Below are 22,834 nucleotides of genomic sequence, written 5' to 3'. Positions count from 1 at the left end.
CACATCGTTTAGTGTTATGCAACACGAAAAAATGTGGCCGTTTGGCGACCCTTGCGGTACCATTGAGGGTTGATTGACATTATGAAGCCCTGGATGTGCGGCGGAGCTACTGATGAACAGGATGATGAGCGATGAGGTTGGCGAAAGTGCGATACCAGCAGGGTATACGCTTGACTATGTCACAGGAAGGAAAATAAAAGAGACAAAGAAAGAGCTGGTACGCCAGCGAATCGCCCGTGCTTTGATTCATGAGTATGGTTTTTCTCCAGAAGATATGGAAATTGGTTACAAAGCCAAGGGTAGAAAAAAAATAGATATAGCCATATTTGGCCATGAAAAAGAACATATTCCAGAAAATATGCGCCGAGCAGTTGTGTGCCGACCTGAACCTGCCATGGGTAAAAATGCGGCCAGGATTCGAGATTTTGAGCAAGCAAAAAAAGACCTTGAAGAGATTGGGGCTATCATGCTTGAAATGGAGGCTGTTCAGTATGGCCTCTGGACCAACGGTTTCGAGTTCTTTTTCTTAGAGAAGCAACAGAGTCGCTTTGAGACGAAGTGCAATCCTGTTGGCGATTGGCCAATGGCGGAAGAGTCAGTTGGCACTAAAGATGTTGTCTCCGATGCTCACACCCGCATCGCCGACAATGAGATGCTCAAGATTACCTTTCGGCGTTGCCACAACTTCATCCACGGAAACGAGGGGATGCCCAAGGACGCCGCCTTCTGGCAGTTCCTCTATCTGATTTTCTGCAAGATGCACGATGAGAACCTGCGTGCCAAGCAGCGACAGGCCTGGCAGCGTCGATTCTGGGCCGGCCCCAAGGAGCAGTTCGAGGAGCAAGGCCGCAAGGATATCCGTATTCGTATCGAGGCGCTTTTCACTGAGGTTAAGAAGCATTACAAGAACATATTTCGAGGCAACGAGGAGATCACCCTCTCCAACCGGGCGCTGGCCTTTATCGTTTCTGAGTTGGCCAAGTACGATTTCACTCGTACGGACGTTGATGCCAAGGGTGTTGCCTATCAGGAACTGGTGGGCGTCAATCTGCGCGGCGACCGTGGACAGTATTTCACTCCCCGTGGCGTCGTGAAGCTCGTCATTGAAATGCTCGACCCCAAAGAGAACGAGAGCCTTTTAGATCCGGCTTGTGGGACAGGTGGCTTCTTGGTTGCCACTCTTGGGCATATGCTAAAAAAGTTCCGTGACGAGCAGGATACCCAGGCTGGGAACGAAAGCACAACTGAATTCTTGAGTGTCCATGAGCGGTTGAAAGAGTATGCTGCTGCCAACGTCTTCGGAACGGACTTCGACCCCTTCCTTATCCGCGCCGCTCAGATGAACATGGTGCTAGCGGGTGACGGCCGAGGTCATATATACAATATCAACTCTCTGGAGTTCCCGCTGGGGTACCTGGATGATTTGCCTGCTGCGGAGAAGGAGATCCCGTTGGGCTCGGTGGATATAATCGCCACCAACCCCCCCTTTGGCTCCGACATTCCGATTACCGACAAGCACATTCTGGAGCAGTACGAGCTGGCTCATAATTGGGAGCCGGACGGCGAAGGTGGTTTCCGTAACACCGGCGTCCTCAAGGGAAGCGTTGCACCTGAAATTCTATTCATCGAGCGCTGCATCAAATGGCTGAAACCGGGAACTGGTCGCATGGGGATCGTTCTTCCGGATGGCATTCTTGGCAACCCGGCGGCGGAATATATTCGCTGGTGGATCATGCGTGAAACCCAGGTGCTGGCCTCCGTCGATCTGCCGGTGGAAGCCTTCATCGCCGAGGCCAATGTCAACATCCTTACCAGCCTGTTGTTCCTGCGCCGCAAGGATAATCAAGAGAAGCATCGTGAGGCGCTGGGAGGGGGCGAGAAATACCCAGTCTTCATGGCTGTGGCCGATAAAGTTGGTTTCGACCGCCGTGGCAACAAGCTTTATAAACGCACCCCGGACGGCGCAGAGATTGTCGAGCCTAAGAAACATATCGAACGCATCCGAATCGGCGGACGCTTCGTGGAACGGGTTCTGACCCGCAGTGAAAAGATCGAGGACAACGATCTGCCGATCATCGCTGAGAAGTACCGCGAATTTCTCAGGGAGCAGAACGGATGAGCGGTCAAGACGACATCATTGAAGTCCGGCAGGATGCTGTCGAAGAGAGCGGCCCGGAAAACTTTTTCATCGACATCCTAACCGGCAACAAGGAGAGCGCCTCGGCCAAGAAGCTGCTGGTGCAGAAGGTTCTGCGCCTGCTCATCGAGAGCTACGGCTTTGACCGGAACGACCTGGAGGTTAACTACAACCCCCAGATCCCCGGCCAGGGGCGCAAGCGCATCGACATCGCGATTTTCCGTCCCGATGCCGAGCATAACAACGACAACCTGCAGCGGCTCATCGTCTGCAAGAATCAGAAGAAGCGCGACAAGCTCCGTTCCATTACCGAGGCTGACGCTGACCTGCGCGAGCTCAAGGAGCTGCTGGAGCTGATCCCCGGCGCGACGCTGGGCATGTGGACCAACGGCCAGGAGGAGTTCCTATTCCAGGTCGAACGTACCCGCTTCGAGGTCCGCGCCAAACCGCTGGGCGTCTGGCCGGTGCCGGGCGAACGCACCACCGATCTCGACCGCACCGGCGGCATCATTCAGGTCAGCGCCGAAGCGGAAGATCTGGAAGACGCTTTGCTGCGCTGCCGCCAGTATCTGAACCGCAACCTGGGACTCGACCACAAGGATTCCTTCAAGCAGTTGGCCGTGCTGATGCTGGCCAAGATCTTTGATGAGACTCTGCCCACCGGCGAGCGCAAATTCTGGATCAGGGGCGACGAGCCTTTCACCGAGGCGGGCCAACAGGCCATTGCCCAGCGCATCAACGAATCCATTGCCGCCGCCAAAGCCTGGCAACCGATCCTGCTGACCCGTGGCTGGGATCTGACGCTGGAACCCCACGAGACCGCCCGCATGGTCATGGAGCTGGCTCGCTATAACTTAAGCGAAACCCAGCCCCGTTACCGCACGGGGGCCTTCCGTGCTGTTGCCCGCAGCGTGATGGATGGCCGCGAGGGGCGCTACCCCACACCGCTCAACGTGGCCGAAATGGCGGTGGAGATGCTTGACCCGCAACCCGGCGAACGCATCATGGACTGCTCCAGCGGTACCGGCACCTTCCTGGCTATGACCGCCGCGCACATCTTCAAGAAAAAACTGGCGGCCATGGGCACCACGCCTGAAGAGGCCACCAACGAACAGATCCGCCAGGCGCAAAACGAAACCGCCGCCTGGGCGGCCAGCAATGCCCTGGGCTGCGACATCGATCCCTTCCTGGCCGTGGCCAGCCGCATGAACCTGCTGTTCACCACCGGCAATCCCGGCCGCGTGTTCCGTATCGATGCCCGCACCTTCCCGGACGGCGATCTGGATGGCATCGAAGCCGCCCGCCCGGCCATGCCGCTGGGCAGCATGGATATGGTCCTGCTCAACCCCTGGTTCTCGACCCAAGACACGGTGAGCGACACCTCCATCCTGGAGCGCTATGACCTGGGCAACAACTGGGAGCGAGACGAAGAAGGTGGATTCCGCAACACCGGCAATCTGAGTACCGGTGGCGTGCCGCCCGAGGTGCTATTTATCGAACGCGCCCTGCAATGGGTGAAGCCCGGTACTGGCCGCGTGTGCATCCTGCTGCCCGATGGCTTGTTGGGCAATCCTGCGCAAGAGTACGTACGCTGGTGGATTCTGCGCCACTGCGAGGTACTTGCCTCGGTCGACCTGCCAGTGGAGCCCTTCAAGGTCACGGTGAAGGAATATGGGCTTACACCTGCCCTACTGAGCCTCCTAGTTTTTCGTCGACGTAGTCAAGAAGAACTGATAAACGCGATGCATCCGGAATATAACGTCTTCATGGCTGTAGTAGATCGGGCTGGAGTCGATGCCCGAGGCAATTTCTTATTCCAGCGAGCCCCAGATGGCGAGGAACTGATTTTTGAAGATGACGTTATTGAAAAGGTACGCCAAGGTGGTGAAGTCGAAATCCGGCGCACCACGCGTCGTAACCGCCGTACTCATGATGAATTGCCAGTAGTTGCAGAGAAATTCCGAGAGTTCCTTCGGAATGGAGAGGTGTCCGCATGATAGTAAAAGCAATACCCAGCACCTGGTTGATAGAAGAAGAGCACCGTCTTGATTGCGGGCCGTTCGTTAAAGGCAGTATGGAAGCGAGAAAAATCCTTGAACACTTGGATTGCAAAAAGGATGCATTAGTTGATGTGACCAAAGGTGGTATGGAAGGCATGTATCACGTCGGTCAAGACAAGATCATCTGGGCGGCTGACACGGAGCACGGAATTCCTTTTCTCCGAAGTGCAGATATCTTGCGAGCAGATATCTCTTACCAACTTTTTATATCTCGTAAGCAAGTGGCTAATAATCCACTTTTCACCTGCCCTGAAGGAGCAACCTTAATCACGAGGTCAGGAACCATTGGGAGAATGATGTATGCTAGGAAGGGATTGGATGAAGTTGCGATATCTCAAGATGTATTAAAGGTTGTTCCTGAGACAAGCAAAATTTCTCCTGGGTACCTGTACGCATTCTTGACCACCAAGTTTGGTTTGCCGATAGTAACTGGTGGCACTTTTGGGTCAATAATTACGCACATTGAGGCCGAGAACATCGCTGATATTCCCGTGCCTAGGCTAGGGGAAGTAGAAGGTGAAGCAGATCGCCTAATTAAGAGGTCTGCATCCTTGCTCTGCAAGTATCAGAAAAATTTACACGAATCGACCAAGGTCTACTTTGATGGCGTTGGCCTAAGCGATATCACCTCATCAATTTGGAGTTCATGGGGTAGCGACCTTGGCTTTGCCATGAAGGCGGACGTAAGATCACTTCGAGCCCTTAATTTTAATCCCCGGTTTAATAGATTGTGTGAAAAAATTAAACAAGGTAGCTGGAAGTCCTTATCTGAAGTTTGTATTGAGGGAACACTGAGGAGTGGGCCTAGATTTAAACGGATCGATGCTGATCCGGAATTTTCTTATCAGCTAATAGGGCAAAAACAAATTTTTTGGTTGCGACCAAAGGGGAGATGGATTGCAAAGAGCTCCGTTGGTGATGAAGTACTCGTTCCGGATGGAACAATTCTCGTAGCAGCGCAAGGCACTCTTGGAGAAAGTGAGCTTTTTTGTCGTGCTGAGTACATTACTGGAAAAAACCTTGAGAGAGCATATTCCCAGCACTTCTTGAGAGTTATCGCTGACGAAAACATTATTGAGCCTGGAGCTCTTTTTGCTTTTATGCGTTCTGAAACTGCCTTCAGAATGCTGCGCTCAGCTTCGACTGGGAGCAAGCTTCAAGACTTCCACTATGCAGTACTGCCTTCGCTACCAATTCCATATCCTGATAAGGATGTTCGTGCTCGTTGCCATGAACTGGTTGTAGAAGCCTATGAGGCGAGAGAGAAAGCTATCGAGCTAGAGGACCAAGCTCGCACCCTCGTGGAGCGCACCATTGAGGAGGGAGGCCGCTAATGGCGAAGGTCATACCCATCGGGCAACCCGCGAACGAATCTGAACGTCAGGCCATCGGTTTCCTTCGGGATCATTTGCCTGATGGCTGGCTGATCTTCCACAACTTCGAGATGCGTCAAGGGCAGGAGGTGTTCGAAATCGACGTAGCTATCCTTGCGCATCACGCAGTGTATCTGGTGGATGTCAAAGGGACGCGGGGCAATATCGATGTGTATGGCTCCAAGTGGTACCCACAGGGGCGGCAACCGTTTCACTCGCCTCTCGCGAAGCTTCGTCACCACGCGAAGGTGATGGCCAGCATCATAAAAGAGAGTCACAAAGGAGTTATTGAGCTGCGCAAGGCCCATGTGCATGCGACCGTGCTGCTTACCGCCGATGACGCCGCCGTGTTCGACCAGGCAGGCATCGACAGCCCGGACGTGACCGACTTCAAGCACTGTCTGAAGTACTTCCGCGACGCGAATCGCATTCCCGACAGCCGGCTGGATAACATCACCCGCTTCCACTCCCAGATCGCCAAGGCGATCACAGGCAACGCCAAGCCCAAGAGCGCGGCGCTGGTGTTCCGCGACTGGCAGGTGGAAGAAAAGCTGGGCGGCACCGACCGCTACACTGAATACCGCGCCAAGCACAACCTGTTGGGCAAGAGCGGCGGTATGGCCCGCCTGCGGGTCTATCAGGCCGATCCTTACCAGGACGAGACCGCCCGCAAGGAAGAGTTCAAAAAGATCAGCAACGCCTATCGCGCCGTGGCGCACATGCCGACCCACGCCAACTTGCTGGCGGTGAAGGATCTGTTCGTCTCCGACGATGAGGATAAGGTAGTGCTGGTCACCGAGGACCTGCCCGGCCAGGCCCTGCGCCTGCATATCAACAAGGCTTCCCTGGCGCTGACCTTTGACCAGAAGCTCCAGGTGATGCGCGATGTGCTCTCGGCCCTGGACCATGCGCACCGGCATGAGGTGATCCACCGCAATCTCACCCCGGACGCCATTCTGGTCACTAAGGGCGGCCAGGCCCGGGTGACGGGTTTCGATTTCGCCCGGGTGGGCAAGAACCGAACCTCCACCATCGCCGATCAGGTGGTGGATGACCTGGAACCCGCCTACCAGGCTCCGGAATGCTTCAAGGACCCGACCCAGGCTAGCATCGCCTCCGACCTTTATGCCGCAGGGCTGATCATCTATGAACTGCTGATCGGCGAGCTGCCCTTTGAAAGTGTCGACCAGATGATGGAGGCCGACGGCCTGTTTCCGATGAAGCCCTCGGAACATAAGCCGGATCTACCCAAGGGGGTCGACGAGTGGTTGCAGAAGTTCTGCGAGTTCGATCCCGAGGAACGCCACACCAGCGCGGCCATCGCCCGCAAGGGTCTGGATGACCTGATTCTGCCGGAGGCCAAGAACGATTCCGCCCCGGATGTGAGCGGCCCGGCCGTGGTCGTGCCGGAGCTCCCCGATGACCTGATGAACCTGCCCCAGGATTTCATCCTTGGTGATCGCTTTCGCATTCAAAAGAAGCTGGGCAGTGGCGGCTTCGGTGTCGCCTACAAGGTGTTCGATTCCCTGGGCGATGTGGTGCGGGTCATCAAGCTGGTGACCAAGGATCGCCGCAGCGTTTATGAACGCCTGCGCCGGGAATACAAGACCCTGACCAATCTGCCGGACCATCCGCACGTGGTGAAAGTGGTCTGGGCGGATCGCATGGCCGACGCCAAGCAGACGCCTTACATCGTTTTTGAGTATGTGGAAGGTCTGGATGTCTCCGATCTGATCGATGCCGAGGCGCTTTCGCTGGATGATGCCGTGCGCATCGTGCGCGAGGCCGCCGATGGGCTGGCCCATCTTCACCAGCACGGCGTTTACCATCAGGACGTTAAGCCCTCCAACCTGCTGTGGACCGATAAGGGTGTCCGCATCATCGATTTCAACGTTGCGGTCTCCGAAAACGACGAGGTTCAGGGTGGTGGCGGAACGCGTCGCTACCTGCCGCCGGATTACGATTACTCCTCCGAGCCTGATGCTTCGGATCGAATGGACCGCGACCTCTATGCCCTGGGCATCTCCTTCTATGAGTGTCTGACCGGTAAGTATCCTTTCGACGACCCGACACCGCCGATTAAGACTCAGCCCAAGGACCCCAAGCAGTTCAAAGGCTGCGCCGATCTCAGCTCATCGCTGGTCAATGTGCTGGTGAAGATGATCGCGCCGGAGCGCAAGGATCGCTTCGCCTCAGTCGATGAGTGCTTAACCGCCATGGCCGAGGTCAAGCGCATGCGCTCGGTGCTGACCACTGGCGAGATTGGAGCCGGACCTAAGGTGGTGTCCAAGCTGGGCTTCGAGCCGACCAAGCCCAACACCAACCCCTTTGTCACGCATCTGCTGACTCTCTACAGCCAGAGCCAGGTGTCTAACTCGGGCACACGAGGTCTCGACGAAGTTGGTAAGGCCACCTACGTGCCGACCTATCTGGATGAGAAGCTCAAACCCGCGCTGCTCAAGGGCGAGTTCCGGCTGGTCATCATCAGCGGTAACGCCGGTGACGGTAAGACGGCCTTCATTCAGCAGTTCGAGGCCTTTGCCGAGAGCAAGGGCGCACAGATGCAGCGTGGCGCGAATGGAGCCGTGTTCCAGCTCAAGGGACATACCTACCAGAGCAATTACGACGGCAGCCAGGATGAAGGCGACGAGCGCAACGATGCCGTGCTCCAGAAGTTCTTTGCTCCCTTCGCGGGCAAGGACGCTGACCTCTGGCCCGAGAATCAGAGCCGCCTGATCGCGATCAACGAGGGGCGGCTAGTCGATTTCTTCCTCGAGCACGAAGAGGAGTTCCCGCTGCTCGCCAAGCAGATCCAGCAGGGATTGGCCGGGGCCGCTCCGGAAGGCGGTATCGCGGTCATCAACCTCAACCTGCGCTCGGTGGTCGCCGAACCCGAGGAAGGTCAGCCCTCGATTCTGGAGCGTCTGATCGCCCGCATGACGCAGCAGGAATACTGGCTGGCCTGCGAGAAGTGCGACCTCAAGGGCAAGTGCTTTGCCTACCATAACGCCCGGACCTTCCAGGACCCGGTTGCCGGTCCTAAGGTGATCGAACGCCTGAAGATGCTCTACACCATCACCCATCTGCGCGGGCGACTACACATCACCATGCGCGACCTGCGTTCGGCGCTGGCCTTCATGCTGGTGGGCACCCAGGACTGCGACGGCATTCATCAGCTCTATCAGAACGGCGGTGAAAAGACCCAGAATCGCATCCTTGACGGTTACTATTTCAACTCGTGGCTTGGCGGGGCGGAAGGTTCCAATGACCGGCTGATTGCTTTGCTGCGCGAGATCGACGTTGCCGAAGTCAGCAACCCTGATCTGGACCGCGAGCTTGGCTTCCTCAATCCCAAGACCAAGACTATGAGTCGCTTCTCGTTCACGGAGCGGGCCGGATATGACAATGAACTGTTAGAGACGCTGTACCACAACCTACCTCGCGATTACTCGTCGAAGAACCGTGCTCGATTGATCGCCAAGCACCGGAATTACCTCTCGCACATGCGGCGTCGCCATTTCTTTGAGCGACGCGACATCGGCTGGAAGGAGATGCTGCCTTACGGAAGCATCGACCCCTTCCTGGATGCCATTGAGCAGCCGGGAGCGAAAAGCACCGATGAGATGACCGCCATTCTTCGGGCCATTAACCGGGGCGAATGCCTGAGCGATCCGGCGCGGCTGGGCAACCAGTTGGCGCTGCGTGTCCGCCAGGTGGATAAGGGCTCGATCCGCAGTTACCGCCTCTTTGACGGCGACCATTTCACGCTCCACACCGAGCAGGAAACAGCGGCCAATCCTTTCCTCGAGTGCCTGTCTCAGGCGCTAGTGCTGCTTTACGACACCGGTGACGGCCACAAAGCCAGCCTGCGCATCAATCTCGACATCTATGAAATGCTGATGCGACTGAACAACGGCTATCGTCCCAGCATCGAGGAACAGGAAGGTTTCTACTTGAGTCTGGCGGTATTCAAGAACCTGTTAGCTTCAGTTCCATACAAGGAAGTGTTGTTAACAAAGGCTGGGCACAAGTTTTATGAAATATGCCGGGAGGACGATGGCCGACTGGTGATGGGTGTATCAGAGAAGGGGGCTGAATACCATGTCAATTAAAGGGCGCGACAAGGAGTTCAGAATACCCAAGGTTACTTATCTCGATTTCAAACATATCGAGATGGATCGTGTGTTAACGATGTTGTTTCCTCGACTCAAGTACGAAGGCTACGCCAGCCGCAGGCCGCCGAGAGGTGGAGACCTTTCTGTGGATGAGTTTCTGGAGGACTTTCTAGAGCACCCAGAGTGGTTTGCCGGGTTCGATAAACACCCCGATATTACTCGCGCATGGATTGAAACCGACCTGATGGATTTGGTTAATCGAGGCAAGAGCAACCAGGCACTTGCTGCGCCGAGGCCCCTGCACGGCAACACCTATAAGTTCCGCAACGCCAAGCACACCCGCGACTACGGCGCTGCCGAGCAGATCTACTGGATGCTTTTCTATGCCCGTAAAGGTAAGGGCCAAGCGGCGCGGGATGCCTTGAAGCGCTTCTTCTTCCCGGGAATCGACCTGGTGACGGACCGCTACGATCCCAACGTATCCGTGGATGTGGAAACGCAGGCCATCCTTCGTCTGGATCATCAGGTTACCCAGGACATGAAGGACTCCAAGGAGCCCTCTCGCTTCCAGCCGCTATGTATCGGCCAGGCCGATATTATGGCCGACGACATTCTGCGGTTACTGGCCTATGAGCCCTATATTCCGCGTTCGGTGCTGGTGGATTACCTCAAGACCCTGATGGCATTCCATCTGGCGCTCTATCACCTCAAGCTGCTGCAGATGCTCCCCAAGATGGTGAAACAGCGCTCCGGCAACGATCTCTGCACCGCCAAGGAATGCCCGATCGACCCAGGCCTCGACAATGCACTGGAAGGCTGTCCTTACCGCGTGGCGCTGGTCGTGGATATGGGCGACGTCAACAATCCGCACATGGCCGAGTTGGCTCGCAGGTCCACTGACCGGCTCTATCGTCAGATTCCGGCCTTCGTGCAGGCCAATTTCGTTGTCAAGAAGCTCGATGAGATGGCGGAATACCTCAGCAAGAAGACAGGCAAGCTGGCTACCCCTGGGGGTGGCGTGTTCACCGTTGGCGACCTGGTCGCCCTGCTTAAGCCCGAGCACGACACCGAGCGTCAAGCCTACTTCAAATTCCGCCTGGCGAGCCTGATCGAGGAATCGACCTCAGGGAACGAGGACGTCGATCCGGAGATCCGGGAAGTCACTGGCATGGGCCTGGGCGAGTTCGAATCCTTCATCGAAATCCTGATGGCGTATCGCGGTAACTATCATCGCCAGTACATCACTGAGTGTCTGGACTCTTTATTGCTGAAGAACAAAGAGAACGGTCTTCTTGCCCAATCTCGGACCAAGGGAAGTCCTCGGCGATTTGTGCTGGGAAGCAAGCTGCTCGAAGTTCTCCTTCAGATTGCTGTGCTCACCCAAGACGGCGGGCGTTTTGTGACCCGTGAGGTTCGCATCGAGGAATTGCTGGCCTTTTTGAGAAACCGCTATGGCCTTCACATCGACCGGCTGCCGGAAGGAATCCAGGCCAACAGCAGCATCCTGGACAGACGCGCCCTGCGCCTCAATCTCGAGGCCTTCAAGCGCCGCCTGCGTGAAATCGGGTTCTACGAGGATCTGTCGGATGCCTACGTGACTCAGAAGGTATCGCCCCGCTATGCCATTGAGAAAAATGACGGAACTGATAAGAACGGGAGGCACGCATGAGTAACGCGTTCACCAAGCTTTCCCAGGAGAAATTGAACGCGTCGGTCGCTGGTCTGCTGTGCCCTCGTATCGAAGCGATCCTGGGTGATCGTGGCCCAGGCCACTGCATGCGGGTCACCGATCTTGATGACGATGTCATGGAGTCGGTTTGCAAGGAACTGCGGCGAACCCGGCCCGACGGAAACATCTTTATCCTCGGCAGCCGTGACCAAGAAGGAATGCCTTTCCGTGTGACCTCCACCAAGCTGGTGGAACTGCGAAACCCTAACGCGAACGGCGAGCTGCGTCAGCCTTTGCTGGTCTTCATACCGACCTCGCTCCGTACCAGTGCCGAGGACTCTTTTGGCGTGGCGACCTTCGAGGAGCTGGCTTTCACCGGTATCTACGAGAACCTGATCGACGCGTTGCTTGACCGGCTGCCGGCAACGCTGGTTGGCCATGTTCGCGATCTCTTGGGCATCCTAACCGAGGAGGAATGGCTGTTTGCCGACGATGTTTCCCGCGTGCGGTATCTGCTAACCGCGCTCGAAAACGGGATTGATGGAGAAACCCTCGGGGCCAGCCTGTATGAATTGGCGTTGATTCCGGACTTCAAACTCTTTGCTGATCCCAGCATGGTCAATGGCAAGATTCGCCGCAACCTCGGCAGCGTTCGCAGTCTGATGACCTCTCACAAGTCGGTTCGTGGCCGTATCGCCGATCTGGGGCTCAGCGACAAGGCATTGGAGTCACGCCTATTCGCCTATTTTGAAAAATATGACGTCCAGGAGCCCGAATCCTGGACGCCGGCCATCGCGACAGACAAGAGCTGGTGGAGCATATCTTTCGACAAATGGACGTTCCAGGAAGAGCTTTCGCTGGACAAGGTTCTTCTGACTGTGCTGGAGACCGACTTGCCGGTCGTTACGGAAGATGAGGCCGACGAACAACTCTCCGGCCTCATTGGGCAACAGGTACTGGTCCCGAACGACCGCCGCAAAATGAACGTGGTGTTCGAGGTTAACCCTCACCCCTGCAAGGTCAGCGGGCTTGACCATTTTACTGTTCAAGTTATTTCACAGAATGACGGCCCGGTAGGAAAAACCAAAAAGGTCAAAGCCTGGACACCGAACCGCCTGCATTGCACAACCAACCTGGCCAAACTCAATAAAATCGAATTCGAGGAAGGATGGCATTTCATCCGTGTAATGCCTTGGACCGCCGATGGCGACCCGATTCCGCTGGAAGCGGATTCCGTCTCTGAGGGAGCTAAACGCTCTTACGAGAGCGAACCTTTTTACGTCCTGCCCGGTGGCAAGATCGAGGAAGAACCGCCGCAACGCGCCATCCCCATTGAGCAGAGCTTGGAGCATGCACGTTTCCGGCTGCAACTGACTGCCCTGGGCGATGAACGCGATCCCGATGATATCGCCATCAGTGGTGTCGCCTGGGCTGAGGGAGGTCGTTCCAAGAAGACCTCCCGGCAGGAAACCCTGCACGCAAAATTCGGTCGTGAGGGCGCTGTTCAAATCCCGCTCTCGCGAATGCTCAAGACTATCGAGCAGCGCATCTTGGTGGAGCCCAAGCACCCATCGGGCTGGCGAATGCAGATCAACCTGGATACCGCCGAGCCGCCTTCCGAGGTCGGTCTCACGCTGCCATCATCCGCTGCGATGGCTTCCTTTCTGGCTGCCCGCGAAGAGTTTTTTGCAGTGGTGCGCAAAGACACTGCCGAGCTGATCATGCAGGGGCTTTCGTTCAGGGACTCGGAAAAAGAATGCCTCGCGTATGCTGAAAGCTACCTCGACTTGGTCAGGAACCTCATCCGTCAGGCCGAGACGACTTCCGGTGCCGAGCGCCAGCAGCACCTGCAAGCGCTCAGGAACGTGCTGGCCGTCGATTCCATTCATGTCATCTTGACCGACTTTCGTGGAAGGCATCGTGAGGCTGTGTTGGCCTCCCCAACCCATCCGCTCCGTGCCTTGTGGCTGAGCAGTTGGGTCACATTGGGCAAGGATTGGATCGAGAAGATCAAGTCAGGTGGGAAGGATCACATTCCTCATGTCCGTTCCTCTCTGTTGGATGGTCTTGTTCCCTCTGCCTATCCGGTCGGTATTCCCGTAGAGGATGGCCGCATCTTCACGCCGGTGGACAACCTGAATGCGTTTTGGGCTCTCTACGCCCCGACAACCGAGGGGAATTCCCGTGGCCTGATGGCGGAGATCTGTTCGGCCCTCGGCTTGGCCGAGCCCTCTGCGGCGGGGGCCGATATATCCGGAAAGGTCATTGCGGATAAGATCGAGCGCTATCTCTCCCAGCATCCGTATGTGCGAGAGCTTGCTCTTAACATCTTCAACCCCGGAGCCGGTTCCGTGATAGCGGAGGCCTTAATATCGCTCCAGCAGAAGCGTGAGCATGCCGACTTGCGCTATGACATCCGGCTCTTTACCTCCGACCCCGACTCACCGATTTTGGGTGAGGCGCTTGAATCTATGGTCCGTCCCGGCGCCACGGTATACGAGGCCGCCGACGCGTTTGCGACTTCAACCGGCAGCCATCTGTTCTCTAAGCTCAACTTGGCCAAACACGCGCTAGATGAGTTCCATGCCAATTCTAAGGAGTTTCCAGCACACATTAGCGTTCTTCTGGATGTGTTTCCCGCCGAGGAGCTTTCCATTGTCGAGAAACCGATGGGAGTGACTCCGCTGCAAGGGTTGATACAGGACTTTGATACCGAATTCGCTGATGACGATTCGGGTACCTTCTGGAATAAGCGGCCGATTGTTGGGCGCTCCCTCGGCGCGGACAACCACGCTGCTTGCTTTGATTTGCTGTCGTCGCTGAGCCGCCACCTCTGTTTTGCCACCTCAGCGGTTGCTGCTTCTGGTGCCAGTTTCAAGGCCTTACCCGTCGTGACCCTTGGCCTCGATGTGGCCCAACGAGAACTGATTTATGAGGTTCACCAAATCAGCGATTGGGTGTTCACCATCGACCGAAATATGGGGATTGAGTTTTTCGACCATGGCGGTCGGAAGAACAGACCGGACTATCTGATTGACTATGTGCCGGGAGCCAGCTCCCAGGCGACACATAACCTGATCATCTCCTCGCGCTCGAATAATGAGCTGGAGGCTATGCTGAAGCCGGTGCTGCTTGAGCACGGTTTATCCGCCGACGGCGAGCAGTCGGTTCAGATTCTGGCAAACCTACGGTCGCTTTCCGGTCAGCTTGCCCTGAAACTGATTTCCGCACGCACGCAACAGGCGGAGGCTCTTGGCCTGGCGCTGGCGCGGCTCTATCTCGAATATCAGGGTGCGTTGAGCAATCAGGTTATTGTGCCGCTGGACGCACACACGGACCTCTACCGCTCAAGCGGTGAGTCAGACGACGTCAACGATGCCATCAGCCTGCAGCGCACCGACTTGGGCTTGTTCGATTTGGATTTGAACACCAGGACGATCACCTGCAATCTGGTCGAGGTGAAGTGTTATTCGCAGGTCGGCGACTTTTCGGCCTTCAACCAACTGAAGGAGCGGATATCCGCCCAGATCAATCAGAGTGAGCGCATCCTACAGCGCCACTTCGACCCGGCTCTGAAAAAACCGGACCGGCCGGATAGGTTGCTCAAGAGCCGGGAGTTGTCTCAGATCCTTCGGTTCTATCTGGAACGCTCACTGCGTTACGGGATCTTTGATGTGACTGCCTCGCAGGAAGCGCGAGGGCTGCTTGAATCCATCGAACAGGGCTACTCGCTTCAGTTTAGGCGCTGCGCCCTGATCTTCGACTTCGATAAGACCGGAACCGAAGCCCCGGACAATGAGGTGGGTATTGAATTCCACCGCATCGGCAAGGATCTCATTCACGCCTTGCTGGAGAGCTGCCGCAAACCTGTGTCCGTCGAGATTGAGGAGGAACCAACCGCGCATCTTCTGAGCGAGCAGTTCATACCGAACGTGCCAAAGCTTGAGACAGCCGCTTTCATCGCACCCAAGAGAGCCCGGTCAACGTCCTGGACAGCGGATGAACTCTGGGACGAAGAGCCGGAGGCACCGATCACCCAACCAACACCTCCTGCTGCAGAGGAAACACCCGTACCTGCCCAAGAAGAAAAGGAAGGACAAGCGAAACCCGTCGAGCAAGCACCTCGACCTTCCACCATTGCGCCTGAAGAAGAAAAAGAACAGCCCGTCTCCGTTGCTGTTGAACCGGAAGAACCTGTTCAGCCCGAGCTTGAATCACCAGAACATCCGACACCCGAGCCTGCGCCTCAAGCCGAGGTCAACTATGACATCATGCTGGGCGTTAATGGCGACTCACCCCAGTACGGTTTGCTCGGAGAGGTTTCCGGCAGAAAAATAGCCCTGGACCTTAACCACACCCATACGATCAGTCTCTTTGGGGTTCAAGGTGGCGGCAAGAGCTACACCCTTGGAACCGTTATTGAGATGGCGTCCATGCCGCTTCAGCACATCAATGTGCTGCCAAGCCCGCTCGCCACCGTCATTTTCCATTACAGCCCGACGCAGGATTATGCGCCGGAGTTTACTTCGATGATCAATGCCAACTCGGTGGATGAAGAGATCCGCATCCTTCGTGAGCGTTACAAGGCTAACCCGGAAGCCCTGAAGGATGTCCTGATTCTTACCCCGGCCAATAAGGTGGATGATCGCCGGGCCGAGTACCCGGATATTGAGGTTAAGCCGATTGCTTTTTCTGCCTCCGAACTCAAGGCGGCGCACTGGAAGTTCCTGATGGGAGCGATTGGTAGCCAGAGCATGTATATGCGGCAAATCAATCTCATCATGCGGGGACTAAGGGATAACCTGACTTTGGATGCCCTGCGAGCCGGTATCGATAACTCTGGTCTGTCCGATCACCTTAAAGAGCTGGCGCAGACGCGTCTGCTGTTTGCCAGCGAATATATCGATGATAACCAGCGTCTTCAGGATCTAATACGCCCAGGCCGATTGGTTATCGTCGATTTGCGTGATGAATACATCGAAAAGGATGAGGCCCTCGGTCTATTCGTGGTAATGCTTCAGATTTTCTCAGAAGCAACCTACCAGGGAAGCGCCTTTAACAAACTCGTAGTTTTTGATGAAGCCCACAAGTACATCGAGAATGATGACTTGGTATCCGGTTTGGTAGAGGTCGTCCGTGAGATGCGACATAAGGGGACCAGCATCATGGTTGCCTCTCAAGACCCACCATCAGTTCCGGTCTCTCTGATCGAACTGTCTTCGCAGATCATCATGCACAAATTCAATTCCCCCGCCTGGCTGAAACACATCCAGAAGGCGAATGCCGCCCTTGGGGAGCTGACCTCTGACAAGATGAGCCATCTCGGTACCGGAGAAGCCTATGTATGGTCGAGCAAGTCATCTGATGATGCCTTCAGCCGTGGTGCCATAAAAATAAAATGTAGGCCTCGCATAACACAACATGGCGGAAGTACAAAAACAGCGGTGTAGAGCTCCTTGAAATAGCCTTGATGATTTAAAAAAATTTATCTACAAATGCCGGTGCTACCCATGAAGGGCAGCACCGGCGTGATGGCTAGAGTCCATTCAGATATGTCCCAGTTCGGCAAGTGACAAACACCCCTCACTCCCGACTATCACATGATCGATCACGCGTATCTCCACGATCTCCAAGGCTTCCTTCAGACGCTGAGTAATGCGCCGGTCGGCGTCGCTGGGCTCGGGATCGCCACTAGGGTGGTTATGAACGAGAATCACCGCGGCGGCGTTGTGAGCCAGGGCCTGCTTGACTACCTCACGGGGGTACACGTTGGCTGCGTCGATGGTGCCGCGGAACAGCTCCTCAAATTTGATCACCCGATGCTGGGTGTCGAGGAAGATGGCACTGAACACCTCGTGCTCGTAGTCCAGCAGCAGCATCTGCAGGTACTCGAAGGCCAGCGCTGGCTGGGTGATCTTGCGGCCCTTGGCCAGCCGGCGACGGGCGAAGGCCTTGGCGATGCTCAAGAGCTCCGCTTCTGAGACCGTGTCGGTGATGCGGTAGGTGCCGGCAACTTCGCCGGCACTCAGCTTGTGATGGTTCATGGTGTGTCTCCTCAAGCAGCCATGACCATGGCCATACGGCGCTCCAGCTCCTCGTAGAACGCCTCCACGCGCTCGGCGATGGTGCGGATCATCGTCTTGTCCCGATAGGCACGCTTGACGAACAGCGGCATGCCGGGCCAGTAGCTGACGAAATCGATCCACTCGCGCTCGCTGACCCACAGACCACCCTGGCACTGGGCCACGTGCTCCTGGGGCAGCTCGTCAGCCAGCAGCAGCTCGATTTGGTATTTGGGCAGCTTGGTCTTGATCTCCACCAGGCCGTGGCTGCCCACCAGGCAGTCAGGTGAGTAGCCCACCCCGTGATTGAGAATGATGCCGGCCTGCTCCAGACGAGGCAGGCCAGTAGCTTCCTGGTAGAGGTCCCTCGCTACCGGTTCCAGCTCGTGACCTCGCTGGGTGTGGGCGTTGCCTTGGAAGGCATCGCTGGGCTCACCGGTGATGCGCTCGCCGATCAGCTGATGTATGTAGCTGATGGCGCCGGTACCAAAGCCGCCCGGCCCCTTGCCCTTGACCAGCAGCGTCTTCAGCTCGGACATGGTGACGATACCGAGACGGGCGGCATGCCACTCGGGCGTACCCTGTTCCAGTGTCAGGATTTGCATGACGAATCTCCTTCGAGACACGACGGCATAACCGGCGAGGGATTACCCTCGCCGGTTATGCAGGTGTCATGGATTGAGTAATGGTGGTAGGGGTAGGTTCGGTGCTGGTTCAGTGACGTTGACGCTGAGGCACGGCGCGTTTCTGCAAGGAGGCACGCAGCTTGTCGAAGTCACTGCGCGGCACCTGCGCCACCTCGCCGTACTTGCCGACGAACCACTCCTGGGTAGTGTCGGGACAGGCGGTTATCAGCTGCTTGAGCTGAGCCGCCTGGAATGCGGTGACCACCTTCACCGGTGGCGCAGCACCCTGGCCGTTATCGTCCTGCCCGCGGGTGGTGATGTTGAGCAGTGCGCACAGTACGTAGCGCTTGCCGTAGCTGGTGGAGGAGCCAAACGCCTGCACGGCGTTCTTGTTGCCACTCACGTCCGCCGGCAGCAGCATGCTGGTCTCTTCCCGATGCCCCTCCTGGTGCATCAGTACGCCGGTGACCTGAATACCCCGCTCCTGGGTCTGAATGCGGAAGCTCACCGCGAAGCCGTGGCGCTGCATGATGGGCCGCACGGTATCGACGATGTCCTCCAGCTTGGCATAGCCGCCGTTGTTGCCCTGGCCGCGCTCTACGATGCTGGGCAGTTCCGTCTGCATGGCCGCCATGGCGGCGCTATAGGCCATCAGTGCCTGGCGGTCGAGCACGCGCTCTTGCATTTGCAGCAGGCGCTCCATCTTGTCGATATCGACGTCGGGGTTGAGGGCCGCCCGCTCAATCACCTGAATGATCGCGGTGCTCTCCTGCAGCGGCGACGCCGTGACCGGTACCGCCTCGGCGACCGCAACCTGGCGGGTGGCCGGAGCCCGGCCTTTGGCCTTGCTGCGTGGGGTTTGGCTGGGTGTGGTCATGTGACCTCCTTTTACTGATAGTGCTTGAAGACATCCTGGAGCTGATCGGCAGGCACCGGCTCCAGCGACACGACCACGCGAAACACACGGCCCTGGGCCATCACGTGGGTCTGGGTTTGCTTCTCGCCAGCACCGAGCAGTTGGCGAGCCAGCTGCGTCAGCGCCCGACAGGCCTCCAGTGAGAGGGGCAGTGGCATGGGACCTCCAGAATCGAAAACGCCCGACCTGGTGGGGGCGGGCGCTATGCCGTGAAAGGGATAAACGAACTTGGTCGACGGGACCGCAAGGGGTAGGTCATGTCAGGTGAGGCTCAGGCCACCAAGGCCATGGCGGATTCCAGCGCCTTGTCCTTGAGACTCGCCCCCTGGCCGAACCAGGCGGAGTCCATGCGGTAGTCATTGCTGCGAGCCCGCTTCTCGTGGTCAACGTACTCGGTGATGGCGTTGAGCAGGCCCCAGGCGGAGCCTTGGGCGGTACACAGCTGCGAGCCTCGCCCTTCCCCGTGGTAGAGCTTCTGCACCCGATTGAGGGCGCGGTAATTGGGCAGCTTGGAAGGATCGTCCAGCGGTTCCTCGGCATTGCAGATCACCGCCTGGAAGTATGTTTTCACTTCCTCCTGGCTGACCTTGCGCTCGGCCAGGGCCTTCATGCGGTACATGAAGTCGTCCCACTGCGAGACCGAGATACCCAACTGCTGCTTGACCCGCTGCGGGTTGAACTCGGTGCTGTGGGGCACCTTCACCCCCTGCGCCATGCCGTCCACGGCGATAGTCAAGGTGTTGTTGCACACCACCCGCACCGAGGTGGGCGTGGCTACCGTGGCCAGCGACCCGTCACAGGAGGTGGCCAGCAGCAGATAGGCATTGACCTGATCCTGTCCCTTCAGCGCCGTGCCCAGGCTGCTGCGGGCCAGGGCCCAGAACTTGCGCCCACCCTTGAGCACGCCTGCTGTCTCCAGCTCATAGCCAGCGTACTCGGTCAGGTCGCGGTAGAACTCCAGCACCTCCTCAGGCTGGACCACCTTGTAGCGCTGGGAAACCACTGACAGCGGTGCCCGTGTATCCGAGCGATAGAGCACCTTCTGCTCCGGGAAGGAGTGGATGCTGCCGAGATGCCCGGTGCCATCGGCGATGAAGCGCACCGGGGATTCCTCGATGTGCCAGTCCATGCCGGCCTGCTGCCGCCAGACCTCCAGCGGTTGATGACGGGACAGCTGCTGCCCCAGCCCGTGCCAGGGGGTATCGCCGACGTAAGCCATTTGCTCGATCAGATGTGCCATGGGAATGCTCCTGAATGACATAAAGCCGGCAGAACGCCGACGGGTGAGGGAAAGGGAATGAACGGGTCAGTCGAGAATGCGGAAAGCGTGACCGCAGCCCAGGCACAGCCAGGGCGTGCCCTCACCGGGCGGAAACAGGCTCTGGATCATCCGATTGACAGCGGTGGCGCCCGCGATTCCGCCCGTCGTGGCGGCCACTACCGCAGTTGCGACTCGACTGAGAGGGAACTGGGCCGAGGCCACCAGCAGGCGACCGGGTGAATAGAGCGACACATAGGCGCCCTTGAGGGAGCCGGCCAGTGCACCGGCGGTAGTGCCGATCTTGCGAGCCGTCTCAAGGTTGATGACGCGCTGCGAGGCACAGCGCGAGCAGGGTGGGGGCATGTGAGGTCTCCTGTGCCGATGAAAAAAGCCCGGGGAGGGCTCAGGTCACAGGAGTGATATAGATTTTAAAAATATTGCATTAAGGTACATCGTGAAGTCTTCTTCTCACGCCCTAATGCTGATCAAAATCGTCAAGCTCAATGTGGTTGAGCTTGACGCGAGAGAATCTCTCGGGCGGTAGCAAGAATGTCGTCTTTCCATTCAAGGGGCGCTAGCACTTCAACATTGGTACCCAGCCCTTTCAACCACCACAGCGTTTGTTGGTCATTCGGCACTACGGCCTCAAGACGCTGCCACTCGCTAGCTTTCAGTGGTGTTAGGGTCTGTTGATCGGACAGTGGAGTTTCCATCAGTAACCAGGCTAATTGTGGTGCCACGTTCGCGACCAATGTCGTATTTTCACTTCCTTCAAGATAACCGAAGGCGCCGTTAAGGATGTAGTCATCCAGATCAAACTCAGATGCTCCCCGCCATGGAGTGCTGCTGAGTACCGCATTGAGAATGCGGTGCAGCGCGAATTGGCGGATATCCTCATAGTCGTTAACGGTGGCCAGGAGGTAGGTCACGCTGTGACGACTCACTAATCCTTGGGGATGAAGGGTGTACTGCTTTTCTTGCTCAACACTCCGTGATAGGTAGGTTACGTCCAAGGCTCGGTTTTCCAGCAAGGCCTGGGAAACAGCCTGCCAAATCTCTTCCTTGAATGGGGCCGGTATCAAGGCCTTGCCATTTGGAATTGCCCGAACCCGCTTGGCCCACTGACTGAGCCCATTACCTTCCAGTTTATCAAGTAACTGCCGCGCATCTCGAAACTGCGGGGCCAATTGGCCGATCACGACCGGCGGGAGCAGACCCTTTAGGTATTCCTCGGTTAGTACAAGAGTCAGTGCACTGGGCACGTCAAGCGCTGGCAGGTTGCAGTGAAAGTCACGGTCAAAGTACCAGCGATAGGGCTTGCTACTGTCGTCACAGGCTAGCGGAAAGTGCAGGGCCAGTTTGTCGCGTAGGTCGCGCTGCAGTGAGCGGGTGTCGATCTGGAAACCCCGCTCGTTAAGCTTTTCCAACAGCACTGGTGTACTGATGCGACCGGGGCTGCGTGGGATCAGCTGTAGCATGGTCAGGTAGCGAAACAGGGTCTCACGAATCTCTGACATGTACGCTCCTTGCGAGGAAAGATCAGGACGGGGATAGCGTAACCTTAAGTAAACCGATTCACCAGCGGCTTATTAGCCAAGCTGCTACTGGGTTGGAAAGATGAGGGGTGCCTAGGAAACGCTTTATCAAATCAAAGACACGTTCCTGCCATTGATTGACGAGCGACTCCACGTCCATGGAAGAGGGCCAAAAAAGGATATCCAAGATCTCTTCACTTTCGAGCATTGGATAGTCGTCCAGCCAAGCGTATACGCTCGGCAAGGCTTTGCCGATACAGGCGGGAAACAGCACGGCATGTGCCGGCAGAGGTACCGTTTGCATCATTAGGGCTACATTAACTTCATGCTCACAGGCGAGCCGCCAGCGATGGAGGTCAGAGCCAGGTATCACCTTGAAGTGACCTGCTGCGCAGCGCCAGACAATGTGAGCATGGACAAAGCACCGAGTCCTTTCATCTAGGCCAGAGCTCCAGGTAGGGTTGATGAGAATTCGGGAGCCATCCACTGACGCTGTTGGCACATTTGAGGGTGCCTTTTCAAGCCACAACCCTTCAGCCAGCCGTGCTGTGCTCGGAAAATGCTTGGACCAGATCTGACGGTCATTAACCCAAAGCGCTAGTTCATCAGCTTCGTCACGTACATTTGGCTTCTCACCCCCCTTATACGGGTTAGTTAAGCATAACCTCCTCATTCTGGCGTCCCTCCCTGCTGAAGATGCTTAGCAGGATTTCATGGGCTAGCGACAAGCTGTGTCGCACGGTAGGCACCCTACCTTCCGCCACAGCTTGTCGTATTGAAGAGGTATGCTCGAGCCACTGATCAAGTATGAGTGAGTTTCGGAAACGATAGGTTGCATCGCCCGATGCGTTGATTAGGAGCATTCAATTTTTCTCTAAAGTATTGGTAATAGTGGCCGATAGTCGAGATTGGATAGGACGCCAAGCTCAGGGAACTGTGCTGGTTGAGTCAGGAGTACGAACAGCCTTTCCGTTAAATATGAGTTGAAGGCATCTTGGCTGCTTGGAGCCAAGTGAGTATAGAGCGGGGAGAGACGATGAGCACAGGTAACCAAGGGCAGTCAGGATTCTCAGGCTGGCT

14 protein-coding genes are annotated in these 22,834 nt (G+C 56.7%); 6 read left to right on the top strand and 8 right to left on the bottom strand.

What is annotated here, in order from left to right; all coding sequences use genetic code 11:
• Positions 1–112 precede the first annotated feature (112 nt).
• Genes mads2 (AC2VNO_RS08670) through mads8 form a run of 6 tightly spaced genes read left to right on the top strand, consistent with a single transcriptional unit; the run spans position 113 to position 16,804 of the window.
• Positions 113–2,119 carry a methylation-associated defense system DNA methyltransferase MAD2 gene (gene mads2, locus AC2VNO_RS08670; protein ID WP_486933755.1) on the top strand — a complete coding sequence of 669 codons (2,007 nt, stop codon included), beginning with the start codon at positions 113–115 and terminating at the stop codon, positions 2,117–2,119.
• On the top strand, positions 2,116–4,134 hold the full coding sequence (mads2, locus tag AC2VNO_RS08665) for a methylation-associated defense system DNA methyltransferase MAD2 (protein WP_486933754.1): 2,019 nt from the start codon (positions 2,116–2,118) through the stop codon (positions 4,132–4,134). Before mads2 (AC2VNO_RS08670) ends, mads2 (AC2VNO_RS08665) begins: the two co-directional genes overlap by 4 nt.
• Positions 4,131–5,531, top strand: coding sequence for a methylation-associated defense system restriction endonuclease subunit S MAD5 (mads5, locus tag AC2VNO_RS08660; protein ID WP_486933753.1), 1,401 nt, complete (start codon positions 4,131–4,133; stop codon positions 5,529–5,531). Before mads2 (AC2VNO_RS08665) ends, mads5 begins: the two co-directional genes overlap by 4 nt.
• Entirely contained in the window at positions 5,531–9,682 is a 4,152-nt protein-coding gene (mads6, locus tag AC2VNO_RS08655) for a methylation-associated defense system protein kinase MAD6 (protein WP_486933752.1), read from the top strand. Before mads5 ends, mads6 begins: the two co-directional genes overlap by 1 nt.
• A complete protein-coding gene (gene mads7 / locus AC2VNO_RS08650; protein WP_486933751.1) occupies positions 9,672–11,354 on the top strand; it encodes a methylation-associated defense system protein MAD7 in 1,683 nt (560 codons plus the stop codon). The genes mads6 and mads7 overlap by 11 nt, the downstream gene beginning before the upstream one ends.
• The gene (gene mads8 / locus AC2VNO_RS08645) at positions 11,351–16,804 is read left to right on the top strand and encodes a methylation-associated defense system ATP-binding protein MAD8 (RefSeq protein ID WP_486933750.1); all 5,454 of its coding nucleotides are present in this window, start codon (positions 11,351–11,353) and stop codon (positions 16,802–16,804) included. The genes mads7 and mads8 overlap by 4 nt, the downstream gene beginning before the upstream one ends.
• Positions 16,805–16,900: 96 nt before the next feature.
• On the opposite strand, the gene radC is transcribed toward mads8, so the two are convergent.
• From radC to AC2VNO_RS08605, 8 genes are all read right to left on the bottom strand, one after another.
• Positions 16,901–17,398, bottom strand: a complete 498-nt coding sequence (gene radC, locus AC2VNO_RS08640) for a RadC family protein (RefSeq protein WP_486933749.1) — start codon at positions 17,396–17,398, stop codon at positions 16,901–16,903.
• Between the two features lie 11 nt (positions 17,399–17,409).
• Positions 17,410–18,021 carry a lambda exonuclease family protein gene (locus AC2VNO_RS08635; RefSeq protein ID WP_486933748.1) on the bottom strand — a complete coding sequence of 204 codons (612 nt, stop codon included), beginning with the start codon at positions 18,019–18,021 and terminating at the stop codon, positions 17,410–17,412.
• A gap of 109 nt (positions 18,022–18,130) precedes the next feature.
• The gene (locus tag AC2VNO_RS08630) at positions 18,131–18,919 is read right to left on the bottom strand and encodes an ERF family protein (protein WP_486933747.1); all 789 of its coding nucleotides are present in this window, start codon (positions 18,917–18,919) and stop codon (positions 18,131–18,133) included.
• An 11-nt stretch (positions 18,920–18,930) separates the two neighbouring features.
• Positions 18,931–19,116 carry a hypothetical protein gene (locus AC2VNO_RS08625; RefSeq protein ID WP_486933746.1) on the bottom strand — a complete coding sequence of 62 codons (186 nt, stop codon included), beginning with the start codon at positions 19,114–19,116 and terminating at the stop codon, positions 18,931–18,933.
• Positions 19,117–19,229: 113 nt separating this feature from the next.
• Positions 19,230–20,198: a DUF932 domain-containing protein gene (locus tag AC2VNO_RS08620; RefSeq protein WP_486933745.1), complete on the bottom strand. Its 969-nt coding sequence runs from the start codon at positions 20,196–20,198 to the stop codon at positions 19,230–19,232.
• A 66-nt stretch (positions 20,199–20,264) separates the two neighbouring features.
• Positions 20,265–20,582 carry a hypothetical protein gene (locus AC2VNO_RS08615; RefSeq protein ID WP_486933744.1) on the bottom strand — a complete coding sequence of 106 codons (318 nt, stop codon included), beginning with the start codon at positions 20,580–20,582 and terminating at the stop codon, positions 20,265–20,267.
• Positions 20,583–20,719: 137 nt separating this feature from the next.
• Entirely contained in the window at positions 20,720–21,736 is a 1,017-nt protein-coding gene (locus tag AC2VNO_RS08610; protein WP_486933743.1) for a helix-turn-helix transcriptional regulator, read from the bottom strand.
• A gap of 58 nt (positions 21,737–21,794) precedes the next feature.
• A complete protein-coding gene (locus AC2VNO_RS08605) occupies positions 21,795–22,427 on the bottom strand; it encodes a DUF2201 family putative metallopeptidase (RefSeq protein ID WP_486933742.1) in 633 nt (210 codons plus the stop codon).
• Between the last annotated feature and the right edge of the window lie 407 nt (positions 22,428–22,834).

The sequence above is a fragment of the Halomonas sp. TH-94 genome, from assembly GCF_057473365.1.
This window is presented reverse-complemented; position numbering and strand designations above follow the sequence as displayed.

Coding starts and splice junctions, on each gene's coding strand:
- mads6 (WP_486933752.1), top strand. CDS start 5,531: ATGGCGAAGGTCATACCCATCGGGCAACCCGCGAACGAATCTGAACGT.
- radC (WP_486933749.1), bottom strand. CDS start 17,398: ATGAACCATCACAAGCTGAGTGCCGGCGAAGTTGCCGGCACCTACCGC.
- AC2VNO_RS08630 (WP_486933747.1), bottom strand. CDS start 18,919: ATGACCACACCCAGCCAAACCCCACGCAGCAAGGCCAAAGGCCGGGCT.
- mads2 (WP_486933754.1), top strand. CDS start 2,116: ATGAGCGGTCAAGACGACATCATTGAAGTCCGGCAGGATGCTGTCGAA.
- AC2VNO_RS08635 (WP_486933748.1), bottom strand. CDS start 18,021: ATGCAAATCCTGACACTGGAACAGGGTACGCCCGAGTGGCATGCCGCC.
- AC2VNO_RS08610 (WP_486933743.1), bottom strand. CDS start 21,736: ATGTCAGAGATTCGTGAGACCCTGTTTCGCTACCTGACCATGCTACAG.
- AC2VNO_RS08615 (WP_486933744.1), bottom strand. CDS start 20,582: ATGCCCCCACCCTGCTCGCGCTGTGCCTCGCAGCGCGTCATCAACCTT.
- mads5 (WP_486933753.1), top strand. CDS start 4,131: ATGATAGTAAAAGCAATACCCAGCACCTGGTTGATAGAAGAAGAGCAC.
- mads2 (WP_486933755.1), top strand. CDS start 113: ATGAACAGGATGATGAGCGATGAGGTTGGCGAAAGTGCGATACCAGCA.
- mads8 (WP_486933750.1), top strand. CDS start 11,351: ATGAGTAACGCGTTCACCAAGCTTTCCCAGGAGAAATTGAACGCGTCG.
- AC2VNO_RS08620 (WP_486933745.1), bottom strand. CDS start 20,198: ATGGCACATCTGATCGAGCAAATGGCTTACGTCGGCGATACCCCCTGG.
- AC2VNO_RS08625 (WP_486933746.1), bottom strand. CDS start 19,116: ATGCCACTGCCCCTCTCACTGGAGGCCTGTCGGGCGCTGACGCAGCTG.
- AC2VNO_RS08605 (WP_486933742.1), bottom strand. CDS start 22,427: ATGAGGAGGTTATGCTTAACTAACCCGTATAAGGGGGGTGAGAAGCCA.
- mads7 (WP_486933751.1), top strand. CDS start 9,672: ATGTCAATTAAAGGGCGCGACAAGGAGTTCAGAATACCCAAGGTTACT.